At 42.5% G+C, this 16,191-nt stretch carries 15 protein-coding genes and 1 pseudogene; 6 read left to right on the top strand and 10 right to left on the bottom strand.

Features of this window, described 5'->3' with window-relative positions:
* Positions 1–9: 9 nt before the first annotated feature.
* The 3 genes from GJB62_RS13060 to GJB62_RS13050 form a co-directional block, all read right to left on the bottom strand.
* On the bottom strand, positions 10–966 hold the full coding sequence (locus GJB62_RS13060; RefSeq protein WP_114081492.1) for an RNA polymerase sigma factor, RpoD/SigA family: 957 nt from the start codon (positions 964–966) through the stop codon (positions 10–12).
* Between the two features lie 658 nt (positions 967–1,624).
* Positions 1,625–4,888 (bottom strand): carbamoyl-phosphate synthase large subunit, encoded by a 3,264-nt coding sequence (gene carB, locus GJB62_RS13055; protein ID WP_114081493.1) that lies wholly within the window; start codon positions 4,886–4,888, stop codon positions 1,625–1,627.
* 555 nt (positions 4,889–5,443) lie between these two features.
* On the bottom strand, positions 5,444–5,998 hold the full coding sequence (locus GJB62_RS13050; protein WP_114081494.1) for a Dps family protein: 555 nt from the start codon (positions 5,996–5,998) through the stop codon (positions 5,444–5,446).
* Positions 5,999–6,472: 474 nt separating this feature from the next.
* On the opposite strand from GJB62_RS13050, the gene GJB62_RS13045 reads away from it, so the two are divergent.
* From GJB62_RS13045 to GJB62_RS13035, 3 genes are all read left to right on the top strand, one after another.
* Positions 6,473–6,736: an Asr1405/Asl0597 family protein gene (locus GJB62_RS13045; protein ID WP_114081510.1), complete on the top strand. Its 264-nt coding sequence runs from the start codon at positions 6,473–6,475 to the stop codon at positions 6,734–6,736.
* A gap of 58 nt (positions 6,737–6,794) precedes the next feature.
* On the top strand, positions 6,795–7,451 hold the full coding sequence (locus tag GJB62_RS13040; protein WP_114081495.1) for a (2Fe-2S) ferredoxin domain-containing protein: 657 nt from the start codon (positions 6,795–6,797) through the stop codon (positions 7,449–7,451).
* 518 nt (positions 7,452–7,969) lie between these two features.
* Positions 7,970–8,335 carry a hypothetical protein gene (locus GJB62_RS13035; RefSeq protein WP_245246157.1) on the top strand — a complete coding sequence of 122 codons (366 nt, stop codon included), beginning with the start codon at positions 7,970–7,972 and terminating at the stop codon, positions 8,333–8,335.
* A 145-nt stretch (positions 8,336–8,480) separates the two neighbouring features.
* On the opposite strand, the gene GJB62_RS13030 is transcribed toward GJB62_RS13035, so the two are convergent.
* Entirely contained in the window at positions 8,481–8,882 is a 402-nt protein-coding gene (locus tag GJB62_RS13030; RefSeq protein WP_114081497.1) for a hypothetical protein, read from the bottom strand.
* A 310-nt stretch (positions 8,883–9,192) separates the two neighbouring features.
* Between GJB62_RS13030 and GJB62_RS13025 the strand changes: the two genes are divergently transcribed.
* The gene (locus GJB62_RS13025; protein WP_159402511.1) at positions 9,193–9,930 is read left to right on the top strand and encodes a transposase; all 738 of its coding nucleotides are present in this window, start codon (positions 9,193–9,195) and stop codon (positions 9,928–9,930) included.
* Here GJB62_RS13025 and GJB62_RS13020 read toward each other — a convergent pair.
* The 5 genes and pseudogenes from GJB62_RS13020 to GJB62_RS13000 all read right to left on the bottom strand — a co-directional run.
* A pseudogene (locus GJB62_RS13020) lies at positions 9,893–10,255 on the bottom strand (hypothetical protein); the annotation flags it as partial. The gene GJB62_RS13025 and the pseudogene GJB62_RS13020 sit on opposite strands and share 38 nt — an antisense overlap.
* A gap of 102 nt (positions 10,256–10,357) precedes the next feature.
* Positions 10,358–11,152 carry a phosphonate ABC transporter, permease protein PhnE gene (gene phnE / locus GJB62_RS13015; RefSeq protein WP_114084465.1) on the bottom strand — a complete coding sequence of 265 codons (795 nt, stop codon included), beginning with the start codon at positions 11,150–11,152 and terminating at the stop codon, positions 10,358–10,360.
* 221 nt (positions 11,153–11,373) lie between these two features.
* Positions 11,374–12,108 (bottom strand): ATP-binding cassette domain-containing protein, encoded by a 735-nt coding sequence (locus tag GJB62_RS13010; protein ID WP_114084467.1) that lies wholly within the window; start codon positions 12,106–12,108, stop codon positions 11,374–11,376.
* A gap of 239 nt (positions 12,109–12,347) precedes the next feature.
* Positions 12,348–13,322, bottom strand: coding sequence for a phosphate/phosphite/phosphonate ABC transporter substrate-binding protein (locus GJB62_RS13005; RefSeq protein ID WP_114084468.1), 975 nt, complete (start codon positions 13,320–13,322; stop codon positions 12,348–12,350).
* Positions 13,323–13,474: 152 nt separating this feature from the next.
* Positions 13,475–14,602 (bottom strand): Rid family detoxifying hydrolase, encoded by a 1,128-nt coding sequence (locus GJB62_RS13000; protein WP_114084469.1) that lies wholly within the window; start codon positions 14,600–14,602, stop codon positions 13,475–13,477.
* A 224-nt stretch (positions 14,603–14,826) separates the two neighbouring features.
* Between GJB62_RS13000 and GJB62_RS12995 the strand changes: the two genes are divergently transcribed.
* Together GJB62_RS12995 and GJB62_RS12990 are read left to right on the top strand one after the other, a co-directional pair.
* Entirely contained in the window at positions 14,827–15,135 is a 309-nt protein-coding gene (locus GJB62_RS12995; protein WP_114084470.1) for a hypothetical protein, read from the top strand.
* A gap of 2 nt (positions 15,136–15,137) precedes the next feature.
* A complete protein-coding gene (locus GJB62_RS12990; RefSeq protein ID WP_114084471.1) occupies positions 15,138–15,581 on the top strand; it encodes a type II toxin-antitoxin system VapC family toxin in 444 nt (147 codons plus the stop codon).
* 111 nt (positions 15,582–15,692) lie between these two features.
* Here the strand turns inward: GJB62_RS12990 and GJB62_RS12985 are convergent, their stop codons facing one another.
* Positions 15,693–16,124: an NUDIX hydrolase gene (locus GJB62_RS12985; protein ID WP_012412054.1), complete on the bottom strand. Its 432-nt coding sequence runs from the start codon at positions 16,122–16,124 to the stop codon at positions 15,693–15,695.
* Positions 16,125–16,191: the final 67 nt, after the last annotated feature.

Below are 16,191 nucleotides of genomic sequence, written 5' to 3'. Positions count from 1 at the left end.
TCTCTGCTTTTAACTTGCCAAATATTCACCCATGTTGGCTTTAGACTTGCGAAGTTTGGTTAAAGCTTCCCGCTCAATTTGCCGGACTCGTTCGCGGCTAATATTAAGTATTTCACCAATTTTAGCCAGAGTTAACGCTTGCCCATCAGTTAAACCAAAGCGTAGCGTAATAACTTCCCTCTGTTGCGGCGTAAGATCGCCCATGAGACGATCTAAGTCATAAGATAGGGAAGATTGCATAACAAACTCTTCGGGGGATGCTCCTGGATCTTCCAGCATTTCTCCCAGTTCGGTGTCGTAATTATCACCAAGCCGCAAATCTAAGGAAAGGGGCAAACGCGCCTTTTCCAAATACTCTCGTACTTGTTTGGGGGTTAATTCTAATTCTTGAGCTAGCTCACCAGCTGTAGGAGCGCGTCCCAACTTTTGAGACAATTGGCGCTGTGCCTTTTTAATCTTATTTAATTTTTCAGTAATATGGATAGGCAGCCGAATGGTACGAGCTTTTTCGGCTATAGCACGAGTGATAGCTTGCCGAATCCACCAATAGGCATAAGTAGAAAATCTATACCCTTTGGTAGGGTCAAATTTTTCTACGCCGCGTTGCATACCAATACTACCTTCTTGGATCAAGTCCAGTAAATCGACGTTGCGCTTGATGTACTTTTTAGCAACGGAGACTACCAGCCGCAAATTGGCTTCTACCATTTTACGCTTGGCAATTTCACCATCAGCGATCGCTTCGTTCAATTCTGCTGGTTCTAACTTTGTCGCTTTGGCCCACTCTTCTAAGGTCGGTTGACGACCTAACTGGGTGGCAAGAGATTCTCTTGATTCGTGCAACGTACAAGAACGTTGCACCTGTTTACCATAAAAAATCTCTTCCTCGTGTGTTAAGAGTGGCACACGGCCAATCTCACGCAGGTAAGTCCGCACGAGGTCTGTGGCTGTCTGAGCGGTCTTCATGGCGCTACTCTTTGGTAATGATGGGTTTGGCGGTAGGGTCATTAAGGGATAGATGCTTTGTTTAGGGTGCTACCCAGTCAGACTGGGAACCCATGTATGGTTTGCAACTTACGCGCCCGATAAATTCGGCTGCTCATAATAAACAAATTTAGGCTTCTTAACTGCTAAAAGTTACAGTTATTTCCTACTTTTCACAAGTATCTACAGTTAGATAAAAGCTAGCTTCTTAAACATTTTTTTATTGGAACCTTATTAATAATTGTAACATTTATGAGAAGTTTTGGCTATATAGCGACATTAAATTTCCTGGTTGTTCCAGTTCATGCAATATCGCCCTCTCTCTAAAGGCTGACTATAAGTCAATTTCAGAAATTATTTGGTGAATATAAGCTTCCTCATATTTGCTAAGATATCTCTAATGAGAACTATAGTCATTCTCTTATAACAATTACTTAATTTTCTTGGGAATTGGGAATTGGGCATTGGGAATTGGGAATTGGGCATTGGGTATTGGGCATTGGGTATTGGGCATTGGGTATTGGGCATTAGACATTAGATACTAATTAATAGTTCTTCTCCCCCTGCCTCCCCTGCCTTCCCTGCCTCCCCTGCCTCCCCTGCCCTCTTTCCCTCTGCCCCCGTACTCCCCTACTCCGTACTACTTCGCAATCGGGCAGTACTCTTGAATGGTTTTTACGTCCAGAGTTGTATTTTGTAAAGAACGGATGGCGGCGACGGTAGCTTTTGCGCCAGCGATGGTAGTAATGATGGGAATTTTGTAAGCTAAGGCTGTGCGACGGATTAACCTAGCATCAGTGTGGGCTTCTTCCCCGGAAGGTGTGTTGATAATAAGTTGGATTTTTTTATTTTTGATTGCATCCAAGACGTGGGGACGGCCTTCATGGAGTTTTAACACTAACTCAATATTTAACCCCTGTTCAAGAAGAACTCGCCGTGTACCAAGGGTAGCCATCACTGTAAAGCCCAAATCGATAAACTCCTTCACCACAGCACCAGCAGCAGCTTTATCGCGATCGCTCATTGATACAAATACAGTTCCAGTCAGTGGTAAACGCTCCCCAGCACCCAGTTCTGCTTTGGCAAAGGCCCGGCCAAAGTCGCTGTCAATCCCCATCACCTCACCAGTGGATCTCATTTCTGGGCCCAATATTGTATCAGTTCCTGGGAATTTATTAAAGGGTAATACAGCTTCTTTTACTGCAATATGTGTGGGAATGACTTCCTCGGTGAAACCTAGCTCCTCTAAGGTTTTACCCGACATGATTAATGATGCTAATTTCGCTAACTGTACGCCTGTTGCTTTAGATACAAATGGTACTGTACGCGAGGCGCGGGGGTTGGCTTCCAAAATGTAAACTTGGGGAGAATAGCTGCTTGCACCGACAACAGCAAATTGGATATTCATCAACCCCACGACTGACAGCGCTTGTGCTAGCTGCACCGTCCAAGTGCGAATTTGATTGAGAACTGCTGGTGATAGGGAAATGGAAGGTAAAGAACAAGCGGAATCTCCTGAGTGAATGCCCGCTTGCTCGATGTGTTCCATAATACCACCAATTACCACCCGTCCAGTGTGATCGGCGATCGCATCGACATCGACTTCAATTGCGTTTTCCAGAAATTTATCAATCAAAATTGGATGTTCTGGTTCTATGAGTACTGCAAAGCTCATGTAGCGTTCCAACTCAGCATCGGAATAAACGATTTCCATCGCTCGTCCGCCTAACACATAGCTAGGACGCACCACTACCGGATAGCCAATGCGTTTGGCAACAATCAGCGCATCTTCGTAACTCCGCGCAATCCCATTAGGCGGTTGGGCAATATTTAACTGTTGGAGAATCTTTTCAAACCGCTCCCGGTTTTCTGCCATGTCGATGGAATCTGGTGATGTACCCCAAATTTTAGTCAGCAGTCCTGATGTGTCATTGTTAAGAAACTCTTGTAAAGGAATAGCCAACTTTAGCGGGGTTTGTCCGCCAAACTGGATTATTACCCCAACTGGATTTTCAGTTTCGATGATGTTAAGAACATCTTCTTTTGTTAAAGGCTCAAAGTAAAGGCGATCGCTGGTATCGTAGTCTGTCGAAACTGTCTCTGGGTTGGAGTTGACCATAATCGTCTCATACCCCGCATCCTTCAAGGCATAAGCGGCGTGACAACAACAATAGTCAAACTCAATTCCTTGTCCAATGCGGTTGGGGCCACCACCCAAAATCAACACTTTTGGCTTGGTTGCGGGCATTACCTCTGTTTCTTCTTCGTAGGTAGAATAGTAGTAAGGGGTAAGGGCTTCAAACTCAGCCGCGCAGGTATCTACGGTTTTGTAAACTGGGATGATTCCTAGTGACTTGCGGTAAGCGCGAACTTCATCTTCGGTGGTTTTGGTGGCATAAGCAATTTGGCGATCGCTATATCCGTCCCGCTTCACTTCATAAAGTTGCTCTTTTGTCAATTGCTGCAAAGGTGTCCGCTTCAGGAATTTTTCGACATCTAGCAGTTGCTGCAATTTATCTAAGAACCATCGGTCAATACCAGTCAGTTCATAGATTTCTTCAATAGTCATCCCTTGCTGCAAGGCATGACGCACGGCAAAAATGCGATCGGGGTTAGGTGTCCGCAGTTGGGCGCGGATTTGTTCACCACTGGGTAATTTTTCGGCTTTGTCGCAACCCCAACCAGCGCGTCCGGTTTCGAGCGATCGCAGCGCCTTTTGGAAGGATTCGTTGAAAGTCCGTCCAATTGCCATTGCTTCCCCGACTGATTTCATTTGGGTTGTCAGCACTGGGTCAGAACCAGGGAATTTTTCAAAGGCGAAGCGGGGGATTTTTGTCACCACATAGTCAATTGTCGGCTCAAAGGATGCGGGAGTTTTCTTGGTGATGTCATTTTGAATTTCATCCAAGGTATAGCCGACAGCCAATTTTGCGGCAATTTTGGCGATGGGAAAACCCGTAGCTTTGGAAGACAAAGCCGAACTGCGGGAAACGCGGGGGTTCATCTCAATTACAACCACATCCCCATTAAGCGGATTAACGGCAAATTGAATATTAGAACCGCCAGTTTCCACACCTATCTCGCGGATGATTTTAATTGCCATATCCCGCAGCCTTTGATATTCTTTATCAGTCAGGGTTTGCGCGGGAGCGACGGTAATTGAGTCCCCGGTGTGAATGCCCATAGGGTCAAGGTTTTCGATGGAACAGATAATCACCACGTTATCTGCCAAATCACGCATCACTTCGAGTTCATATTCTTTCCAGCCCAGCAAAGACTGGTCAATGAGAATTTGCGAAACGGGACTGGCATCTATACCTACCTGTGCCATTTCTTCAAATTCTTCTTGGTTGTAGGCAATACCGCCACCACTTCCACCCATAGTGAAAGCTGGACGAATAATTAGGGGATAACTACCAATTTGACGGGCAACAGCTTTGGCTTCTTCCAAAGTTTCGGCTGTGTCGCTAGGACACACAGCTACCCCAATTCTTGCCATTGCTTCACCGAACAGTTTTCGATCTTCGGCTTTTTCAATGGCTGGCAGTTTAGCGCCGATTAACTCAACGCCATACTTTTCCAACACGCCATTTTTGGCTAAAGCAACGGCGAGGTTGAGGGCGGTTTGTCCTCCCATCGTTGGTAATAAAGCGTCGGGGCGTTCTTTCTCAATGACTTTTTCAACCAATTCTGGAGTTAACGGCTCAATGTAAGTGCGATCGGCCGTTTCCGGGTCGGTCATAATTGTTGCAGGGTTTGAGTTGACCAAAACTACTTCATAGCCTTCTTCACGCAGCGCTTTGCAGGCTTGAGTGCCAGAGTAGTCAAACTCACAGGCTTGTCCAATCACAATTGGGCCAGAGCCTAACAGTAGAATCTTCCTGAGGTCGTCACGGCGGGGCATAGTCGTTGCCTTGGAGTATGAGAATACAAATCCTGATTATTTTAAGGGTCTTTACACCCTGTCGTGCTTTTTATTATTAAGTTTTCTAGGTTTGATGACATGAAAGGAGCGGGAATTAGGGAATAGGGTACAGGTTAGAGGGTACAGATTATTTCATGTTCCCTGTTACCTGTTACCTCTCCCCTAACCCAAATACTCAAAGCCCTATGATTATTTTTTACTTCTAAATACTATTTAATTCTGACGAGCAAATTTTTAAAGCTTTTGCAAATTTCTGTTATTTAGTTTGATAAAACTTTGCGACAAATGGTAATTTATTATTGCATATATATGTCAGCTTATTCAGCCCAAATAAATTTTTTAGATAAAAATATTTATTAACTATCTAATTGCCAAATATTTTCAACATTAAATCTTATGATGATATGTTTATTTAAATTAAAAATGGCAGAGGAACAAGGGTATCATTCTCTGCCATTCTTTATAATATTTTAAGAGTTCGTGCTGCCAACTTTTTCTTTCAGTCTAGGTAAATAAATCTAGATTATGAGAGTTTTAGCTTTGAGCCGCTTGGACAAACCCTAAAGTTAAGCTATCTTTAGCGAGGAAGTGAGACAAATGATAAGCACGTTCCTCGGTTTTCAACAAAATCTTTTCGTACAGATAGCGTGTACCCCGATCGCCTAAACTCTCTGCCTGAGCAGCTTGGCGGCGAATCACGCTAAGAATAGCTTGTTCTGCGGCTAAGTCATTTTCCACCATTTGGCGAGAGGAATATACGCCTTCAGACTCTTGCTCAAAACAGGTTAATTCTGCTAATTTGCTAAAGGTCGCTACTGGAACACCACCTAGTCCATCCAAGCGTTCTCCAATTTCATGGATGTGGTCTTGTACTTGGTTGTAGCTTTCGTTAAAAAACTCATGCAGAGAGTAAAATTCTGAGCCTTCAACTACAAAATGATGCTTTTGGTACTGCAAATACAGTGCCTGGAAACTAGCTAATACGACGTTGAATCCTTCTGTAACTGGAGCAGTGACGCTGTGATCCAGCAACACGGGATTGTCATATACATTACCAAAATTTCGTAACAAAGTTTGCGTTTCAGACATTGTGTTCCTCTCTTTTTAACAGTTATAGATTTTAACTGCTTATTCTCAACATATTAACATTTTAATAATAAGTGCAAGGCAATTTGCCAGCACAAGATTTTGTATTTTTGCTTACTAATAATCTCAATTTTATTGTTTGCTGGATGATGGCACACCTATCAATGTGCATAAATCTCTCATTAATATTGACATCATGACTTAAATATGCATGTTGCCCAATAGAGGCAGGGGGCAGGGCACAAGCGAGAGAATAAAAATTAAAATTATCTCTCTCCTCTGTCCCCTGCTCCCTACCTCTTCCCCCTCTCAATATGGAATGGCTGTAAAAGTTTGACTTTTTTTTCAAAATTAATGAGAATTGTTTGCACTTAAGGTATGCTGGTTTTAAGAGGTTACACTCCTAAAACTTTCACTAAGCAGAGAGTTAAATCGCGGTAATTACTGCAAGTTTGTTGCACTTTGAGGGCAATTCTCTTGAAATCGTTTAGTTCAGAAATAGAAAGCAACCACCTTGTAGAGGTGAATTGGGCAGATCGCTGGCAAGTCTATCAACGCCTAAAGGAGTTAGATATTCCCTGTACTTGTATAGCTAACCAGCCATTGAAAGTTGAAATTAGCTCTCCTGTGATAGCTGTTCAACTTTGGAGTGTGATACAGCGATTAACAGCCTCTCGTCAAGAGCAAATTTTGGCTCTTGAGTACTGTTGGAAAATTGCTAACAACAGTTCTAATTTTTAGCTACTGCTGAGAATATCTTGCTTGATTGCTTGTACTTAGTTAAAAGGAGATCAAAAAAATGGGTGCATCTCACACTATGGAAGTATCAGAATTTTGTCTTGAGGGCAGATTTATAAATTTTGTTATTAAAGATGGCTATAAGCTTAAAGGCTTAATGCTGGGGACTCATGAAGGTGAGTCTTACATTAAACTAGCTAAACATTTACGGGCTGCTTTTGACTTGCGCTTACCATCAGGGACTTGGCTGCAAGTTGTTGGTTATAAAAAGCATGATTTGAAGGATGGTACTATCACTCTGAAAGCTGAACGGGTAATGGCGGCGCGTTCTGATATGGGGAGAGTTGAAACGATCACACCAGTACAAGAACCCCCATCTATTGATAATGTCAAAGTAAAGCCAGCTAAGGCTAAAGCCACAATTTTGGTGTGTCAAAAGTCTGATTGTATGAAACGCGGTGGTAAAGCAGTTTGTCAGGCATTGGAGGCAGCTTTAAGCGATCGCGGTTTAGAAGACCAAGTTACAATCAAGGGCACTGGTTGTATGAAAAATTGTAAAGCTGGGCCAAACCTAGTTATGCCAGATAAAACACGTCATAGCCGAATTCAGGCTGCACAAATCCCCAGGTTGATGGATAAGCATTTTGGTGACAAGAGTTTAGAAGCACAGCCAGAGAATTTAAGGGAAGTGGCCATATCTAATGGCAAGTTTTGCTGACGTAAGCAGGTAAGCATGAATAAACCTAACTATGCAATAAAATGTAATATAGCTGAAATCTTTGTGATTGCTTCTCATAAGAGATGCTGCAAGTAGCTTGCCTCTTTGCAGGAGAACATTTCACTCGCAATTACGTACTTGTGGATTTTGCCACCCACCTATTTAGTGAAATCTTGACATTTGAATGAGAAAGTTTAATAATATCTTCTCAAGTGTGTTCCGTTAATACTCGGCCGTAAAGTCCGATAGAAGTTTGCAATAAAATCAAAAAACTGGCCTTAATTTAAAGCCAGTTTTTTGAATGAATGGGATTTTTATTAAGCAATTTTTAACCGGGATGCTCCCATAATTTGGAAAAATTCAAGGGTATGTAGTTGATTGATGAATGCGTAGGCGCAAAGAGACTTGTCGTTAGACATCGCTTAGATTTGAAGCGTCAATCATCAATAATTTAAAAACAAATGCCACATACCCCTCAGTGGATATACATCTTTTTTTTTACATTTTCCACGATAGTCATGATTTTTCTATTCCGTCATGACTGGAATCGCCTGGCTAAACTCTACCGCACGAAAGAAGCGCCGCCACAAAACTTTTCCCGAATGCAAAGCGGTTCTGTGGGTTTGGTGTACTACAAAGGAACTTTAAATGTTGGTATAACTCCTCAAGGGATTTATCTGAGTATTTTCCCCTTATTTGGCTTGGGACTTCCGCCGTTGTTGATTCCCTGGAGTGCCATTAGGAAAATTGAACCTGCTAACCAACTTTTTATTGAGCGTTTTCGTTTGCATCTTAGTTCTCCAAAAGTCAAGCTGATTTTAAGCAAAGATATTTTGGAACCAGCTAAAGAATTTTTAGCCACACAGGGATTTGAGTGGATTTAGACAAATCCCATTTTGACCTGACCGATCATCTAAAATTCCTCCTACTCATTTTTAAATTGGTATTAGAATTGCAAAACAGCTTTGTCATGAGCAAGGCAAAGTAGTAGAAGCGATCGCTTTATATTTTTAGTGAAAATTACATGACCTAAGTTAGAGAAGACTGCAACAACTGTTGCATAGATGTAGCCTGCACATGGTTAGGGAACACAGCTAAAAAGTCATTCAGGTCTTGGACTGCTATACGGATACGCTCTAAGGAAGCACCTTGAGATATGGTATGCCGATATAAATGCTCTGCTGGTTGATTATATTGAGCAGCCAAATAGTAAAGAGCTAAGTTAAAGCTATTACGCCAGTTTCTAGCATCTTTTTCGTAATGCTCTTTAGCAAGCTTCATAGCAAGCGCCAAGTCAGCCCGTGCTTTGTCTGGTTGATTAAGGGCTAGGTAAGTTAAAGCACGCTCGTAGAAATACCAATCATCTTGGTAATGTCGGTTAAGTCCAATGGTGCGGTCTAAATCTTGCGGTGCTTCATGGTAGCGCTGCATTCGTTGGTAACAGGACTTACGCAACTGGCACAGTGCGATCGCAATTTTATAGTATTTACGTACTATGTCAAAGTGGCGTACCTAGAGGACATTGCTGAAATTAATAACAGTAATTAGCTGTGTTAAGTATTTTTCAAATCATGAGAAAATGAGTTGAGTATTCAGAAAATAAATCTTGTAGTTTATGAGATTTACAAAACTTAATCAGTGAAATAGGTTATGACCACAGTCAATTGCCGTCTCGTCAAACTCTGGGGAAGATTCTTAATAGCTTGGGGTATCGCCTAAAAAAACACAAAAAACAAAGCCCTTGAAAAAGATTCCGCAAACAGATGCCATTTTCGACAATGTGTTTCAGGAAAATCAGGCATCGGATGAGAATCCCAAATCGTTGCGAGTCTCTATCGATACTAAAGCCAAGGTGAAGATTGGCAATCTTTCCAGAGGTGGTAAAGCTCGAACACTGGAAGCAAAAGCTGCGGATGACCACGATACACAGTGGGAGGCAGTCTTAGTTCCTTTTGGCATTCTCAACACACACAGTGAAAAGCTTACGATTTACTTAGGTCAGTCGGCTGAAACCAGTGATTTTATTGTCGATTGTTTAACTGCTTGGTGGTATGAGAATCAACACGATTACCAAGATTATGATGAATGGGTGATTGACCTTGATGGTGGTGCAGCAACTCGCAGTAACCGCACACAGTTTATCAAACGTATGGTTGAACTGTCTCAAGCAATTAATTTAAGAATCCGACTGATTTACTATCCTCCGTACCATAGCAAGTACAATCCCATAGAGAGGTGTTGGGCAGCCCTAGAGAACTATTGGAATGGCGCAATTCTGGATTCGATTGAAGTTGCCATCAAGTGGGCTTCCAATATGACTTGGAAAGGGATTGCACCCATTGTTCACCGTGTTGAAGCAACCTATGAAAAAGGAATCAAGGTTCTCTCACAAGAGTTAGAACACTACCAAACCTTCTGGCAACCTTCCGAAACTCTACCTAGCTATACACTGCTAATGCTGCTGCATACGCTTCACTAGCAGCAGTGATACAGGTATCATCTACCAATTCTTGCAGTTGCGTTAGAGACAACAGTACCGGATACAAGTCCTCATATATTTCCAAGTCCCGGCGCATCTCTTCTAAATCAAAGTAACGAGGCAAAAAGTTAGGATTCTGTGTCGCTACTTCTAAGGCTTTGCTAACAAAAGCCCGACTTTTATCTCCCATCTTCAGCATCGTTCGCCGGTCTTCAGGGGTCAAATCAACCAAAAACGGTAACTTTTCTCTAATAGTAGCGATCGCCTGCATGACTGCTTCTTTATCTGCTGGGGCTAGGCTGGCACTGATGCGATTTTCTGCCATTTTTAATACTCCTTTAGGGTACTTCATTTCAGTATTCCCAAAGTTGTAGAAGTGATCGCATTAGCTTTCAAAACAGTCTACTGCCAAGACACCAAGAATTTATTACATAGAATCGAGCCGATGACGTAATTGGCTACTAAAAGCATCAATTACAGTGACGACTACCAAAAGCACTAGCATCATGGTTGTTGCTTTGGTGTACTCGAACCCGTCGATGTAACTTTTTAACTGAAAGCCAATACCACCTGCACCAACTACACCCAAGACAGAAGCAGCACGGATGTTGTACTCAAACATCCAAAAGGTGTAACCCAATCCCAGAGGTAGCACTTGCGGGAGAATGCCGTATTGAGCAATCTGTAACTTGGAGGCTCCGATAACTTCCAACGATTCAAGAGAACGCGGATCAACTGCTTCAATTGCCTGTTGATAAAATTTGGCAAGGTAGCCGATGGTGTAGATTCCCAAAGCTAAAGTTCCTGCTGGTGCGCCTAAGCCAGTGGCGGCAACAAAAATTAGCCCCAGAATAATTGAGGGGACAGAACGTACAGTATTTTGCAGCAAATTAGCTAGCGATCGCAACCACCCAGGCGCAACGTTGCTGGCGCTAGCTATAGCAATCGGTACAGAAAGAATTGCCCCAATGGTAGTTCCCCATAAAGACATCTGTACAGTTTCAATTAATGCCTTAACTGCAATATCTAAAACTTTCCAATCGGGAGGAAATAACCGGGTAATAAAATCGGTGATGTATGGCCAGCTAGAACTTAGCAGTTCAAAATCGAGTTTGAGTCCTCGCAAAGCCCAACCATAAACTACCACAACAATTAATGAGATGAGTAGAGAACTTAGCCAAGGGTAGAAGCGTAAGCGTTTTGACTTAAAAAAGTAACTCATATTGTATTGAAGAAGAATTCAGGAGTCAGAATCCAGGAGTCAGAATGAATTTTGAATTCTGGCGACTGAATTCTGTTTTGTTAAATCAAATTCCACTCAGGGAACTCCAAGAAATAAATTATCCAATATTGTGGGGTGGGCATCTTGCCCGCCCAGTCTATATGGCGGGCAAGATGCCCACCCCACAGGAGTTAATTGGATATTTTTTATTTGGAAGTCCCTTAAGCAGAAACTTTCGCAAATTGAGCTTGTAAGTTGTCACAAAGTCCTTGGTAAACGACGCGTCCAGCATCTAAGACGATCGCTCGTTGGGCGTATTTTTCTGCGATTCCCAAATCGTGCAAAACTGCAACAATAGTCATACCTTGCTGAGTGTGCAATTCAGATAGAGTTTCCATGACTTGTTGCGATGCGACAACATCTAAGCCAGTGATGGGTTCATCAACTAAGAGAATTTGCGGTGATTGAATTAAAGTCCGAGCGATCGCTACTCGTTGTTGTTGTCCGCCACTTAATTGACTGGTTTTTTGAAAAGCTAACTCTCCCAGTCCTAACTGTTCTAATAAATTTAGTGCCAACAAGCGATCGCGTTTGGAAAATCCCAACAGTGTTTGCCAAGTTGTTCTTTTACCAAGGCATCCGCACAAGACATTTTCCAGTGCTGATAACTGCCGAATCAATCCGCCACCTTGAAATAACATCCCAACATCGCGCCGAATTTTTGGCAGTGTTCGGGAATTCATCTCAACATTATTGACGAGCAATTCTCCTCTTACTGATGGCACTAGTCCAACTAGCGATCGTAGTAATGTAGACTTACCAGCACCGTTTAGCCCCAGCAAAACGGCAAATTCACCCCGTTTAATCTGGCAATTAATCCCATTGAGAATAGGACGATTCAGAGAAGGAGTATAAGCTGTCTCTAGGTTATGACACTCAATAACATAATCATTCATAGAAATTTGTTTATCTGCTAAGAGGATGTTTTAAAACTTCTTTGGTCGGTAATAAAACGTTTTAGATCCCCCTAAATCCCCCTTAAAAAGGGGGACTTTGAAGGGGAACTTTGATTCCGGTTCCCCCATTTTGAAGGGGGGTTAGGGGGGATCTAGAAGTGCCTAAAATTACAGCCAATCACTTTTAAAACATCTGCTAATAGTTATTCAAGATGTTCACTGAATAACTGTTAACTAAATTATGGTTCAATGCCAGCGATTTGCAGAGCGTCACGGATGGTTGCTAGGTGACGATCGTGGTTAATTCGCACTAATTCTGTGGAATTATACAAGTCGCTTAACAACTTATTATTTTGCGACTGATTTAATTTCAGTAAAGCGTTGATGATTTTTTCCCGTGTTGGGGCTGGAACATCATCATCAATGGCAATACCGTGGGCAGGTACACCAGTAATTTTGTGCAGAACCCGTAACTGACTCTTTTCTTCGGCGGTGATATAAGGTGGATTCAGAGCATATTCTGACACAACAGCCACATCAGCTTGACCGCGCACAACTGCTTGTAAGGCTTTGCTGTAATTGCCGCCATAAGAAACTTGACCAAAGAAATCATCTAAGCGATCGCGGTTGGGTACAAATTTTTGTTTGACCAACTCAGCGACAGGGATAATAAACCCAGAGCCAGAAGTAGGGGAAGTAAAAGCCATTTTCTTGCCCCGTAGTTGTTCTAAAGTGGCTTTAGCTGAATTTTGAGTTTTTAGGGGACTATTCTTAGGGACAACAAATGTTGAGCTATAGGTGTATCTTCCAGAATAAGTTGAACGAACTTCGGCTAGATACAAGCTGGCGTTTGCTAATTGTTTCGCTTTCAAAGCTGGACGGCTACTTAAAAAAGCGACATCAGCCCGATTTGCTCTTAAAGCTTCTACAGCAGCTGTATCATCACCAACTTGGGCGACGACTGGAATTCCTAACTCTTTCGATAAAAAAGCTCCTACCGCATTTGCCTTATTTTGCAAGTCTGTAGAATCAGCACGACTGGGAAAAACTATTGTTAAAGTCTTCTGCCCTTGAGCGAGTAAGCGTGGTGTCTGTTGATTAGTGGTGGGGTTGGCGATCGTTGCCTGCATAGCCCCTACTGTGCTGACGACTAAACCTGTAAGCACTGCAAATGCCGCGCCAGCGCCCAATAAGCTCTTTTTCCTCACACTCATTTGCAACTCTCCATTAGGAAGTTTTCTCAGTTTTTTTGCTAATTAATTTTAATTAATCCCTAAAAAAGATTTATAGCTTTTAAGAAAAAAAGTCAATAAGAAAGCCTAGTTTATTTGTAGAGTTGTAGGCTTCTTTTGTGAATGTATTGGCACTAACCGCTAATTACAGCGATCGCATCAATCTCTACCAACACATCTTTAGGTAAGCGCGATACCTGAACACAAGCCCGCGCTGGGGCTGTATTTTCCGGGAAATATTTAGCATAAACGGCATTCACCGCCGTGAAATCATTCATATCAGCTAGAAATACGGTGGTTTTCACCACATCTTCAAAAGTTGCACCGGCTGCCGTGAGGATGGCTTCAAGGTTAGCTAATACCTGCTCAGTTTGCTTTTTGACATCATCAGTGTAGACAACATCACCAAGGCGGGGATCGATGGCAATTTGTCCGGCGATGAATAAAAATTGACCTGAAGCTGCGATCGCTTGATTATAAGGGCCGACTGGAGCGGGTGCGTTATCAGTATTAATTACTTTACGGGTCATAGATATTACTTTCTCTAACGATGTTTCCTGTTTACCGATTTCCGCTTCAGCTGCGATCGGTTTGTAAATCTCTCCATCTGGCATTATCGCACCAGTCAGGTCAGCATTTTTAAAGGTTGCCCCATAGATATTTGCTCCAGTTAAATTTGCCTTTTTCAGGTTTGTACCATCAAGGTTTGCCATCATTAGGTTTGCATATAAAAGACAAGCTCTTTCTAGATTTGCGCCTTGTAGACATGCTTTATTAAGGTTTGCTCGTTCTAAGGAAACTCTGACTAAATCTGCCTCAGCTAAATTGACCTCTGATAAATTACATTTCTCCAAAGTGACTCCCCGAAGTTTAGCTTTCTGGAGATTTGCACCGGAAAAATTTACTTCAGTTAGCTTTACCTGAGTAAAGTTGGCTCTAGTAAAGTCTGCTCCACTTAGATTTGCATTACTCAAGTTTGCATAACTTAAGTCCGCATCACTGAGGTCTGCCCAACTAAGATTGATTGAAGAACCTTCTATTCCACTCAAATTTGCATTTGTTAGAGATGCTCTACTGAGGCTTGTACTATTAAGTTTTGCCCTAATTAGGGTTGCCTCACTCAAATCTGCTCCATTCCAATTTGAACTAAATAGGTCTATCTCACTTAGGTCTGCACCTTTAAGGTCTATGCCTTGGCGATTTCCTTTATGAAACTGCCGTGTCCCTGCTGCGTATCTTTCCAAAAATTCCTCAGCATCCATAATGCACCTTTAAATACCACTGACACAGTATAATCACAAAAACTTTGTGTCACAGGTATTCTTCTCCCCTATTCCTTCGTGCCCTTCGCGCCTTCGCGGTTCGTTCTTCTTACCTTAACCCAACCTCGAACACATCCCCATAATGCCATCAAGTCAGCATCGCGATCGCACTCGTATAATACTGTTACGACAGACTGCAAAATATTATTTATGAATAAACCAGGATGAATATTAAAGAAATACTGCTCCAAGAAATTGAATCATCCTCAGATGTTCTACTAGCTGAAACACTGGATTTTTTACGTTTTCTCAAGACAAAACCAACAACCGAGGAAATATCTCTTGACCTGTCAACGGAAAAAAATGATGATACTTCCAATCATCAAACAAAACCGGAAATACAGGAAGCAACACCAATTATTAGAGGCTCTAAAGCAGAAGACTTGCTAAAATTTGCCGGAACCTGGCAAGGGGATGATTTTGAGGAGTGCTTACAGCTTGTTTACGAAACCCGTTCCCCGGCTGAATTTTAGTGATGTACCTCTTAGACACCAACCATTGTAGCCGGATCATTTTTGGAGAAACAAACGTCATTCGTCGGTTACAAGAACACATCGGTTTAGGGGTTGCAACTAGCGTTATTGTGCAAGGTGAACTCCTTTACATGGTGCAAAAGTCTTCTCAACAAGAAGCAAATCTTCGCTTTGTCAGAACTTTTCTGCAAACTATTGACCTTTACCCGATTAGTGGAGGGGTTGCCGATGTTTACGGTAGCCTCAAAGGGGAAATTGTCGAACATTTTGGCCCCAAAGACAAAGCAAAGCGTAGAAAGTTTACAGTTCAAGATTTGGGTTTTAGCGATAACGACTTGTGGATAGCATCAACCGCTCTGCACTATAACCTCACCGTCGTCTCAGGAGACAGCGATTTTCAAAGGATACAACAGGTGCAAACCTTAGCCTTAGAATCTTGGCTTTGACATCTTCCCAACACCAACCGATTCCTACAGAACGTTAACACAAACTGTATGTTGGGGAATTCAAGATATTCTTCTCCCCTCTTCTCTCTGCGTCTTGGAGGTTCGTCCCTCTTACCCCAACCTCGGACGTATCCCATAATGCCGATATCGCCAATAATCGCGCAGAATGCGATCGTGGTCAAAACATAAATTCCCCGGCACACACCAATACTCAAAAATTCCTACACCCTTGGCATCATCCCCAGCCTTTGGTTCCCCCGTCGCTGTCGCCAAAAACACGATGCTAATCGTATGCTGACGCGGATCGCGATTGGGGTCAGAATACACCAGTAATTGTTCAACTAATTCCACCTGCAAACCCGTTTCTTCCTCAGCTTCTCGCCGGGCCGCCACTTCCACGGCTTCCCCATAATCTACAAACCCACCAGGAATAGCCCAACCTAAAGGTAGATTATGTCTTTCAATTAACACTATTGGCCGATGAGGTCGATCTACTAGTTCAATGATGATATCAACTGTCGGTGCAGGATTTCGGTAAGTCATATTTATTTAGTCATTAGTCATTGGTCATTGGTCATTAGTCACTTGTACTGAGCGTAGTCGAAGTATT

Source organism: Nostoc sp. ATCC 53789, assembly GCF_009873495.1.
GTDB classification, from domain to species: domain Bacteria; phylum Cyanobacteriota; class Cyanobacteriia; order Cyanobacteriales; family Nostocaceae; genus Nostoc; species Nostoc muscorum_A.
Note: the sequence above shows the minus strand (reverse complement) of the source record. Positions and strands in the feature narration are given on the sequence as shown.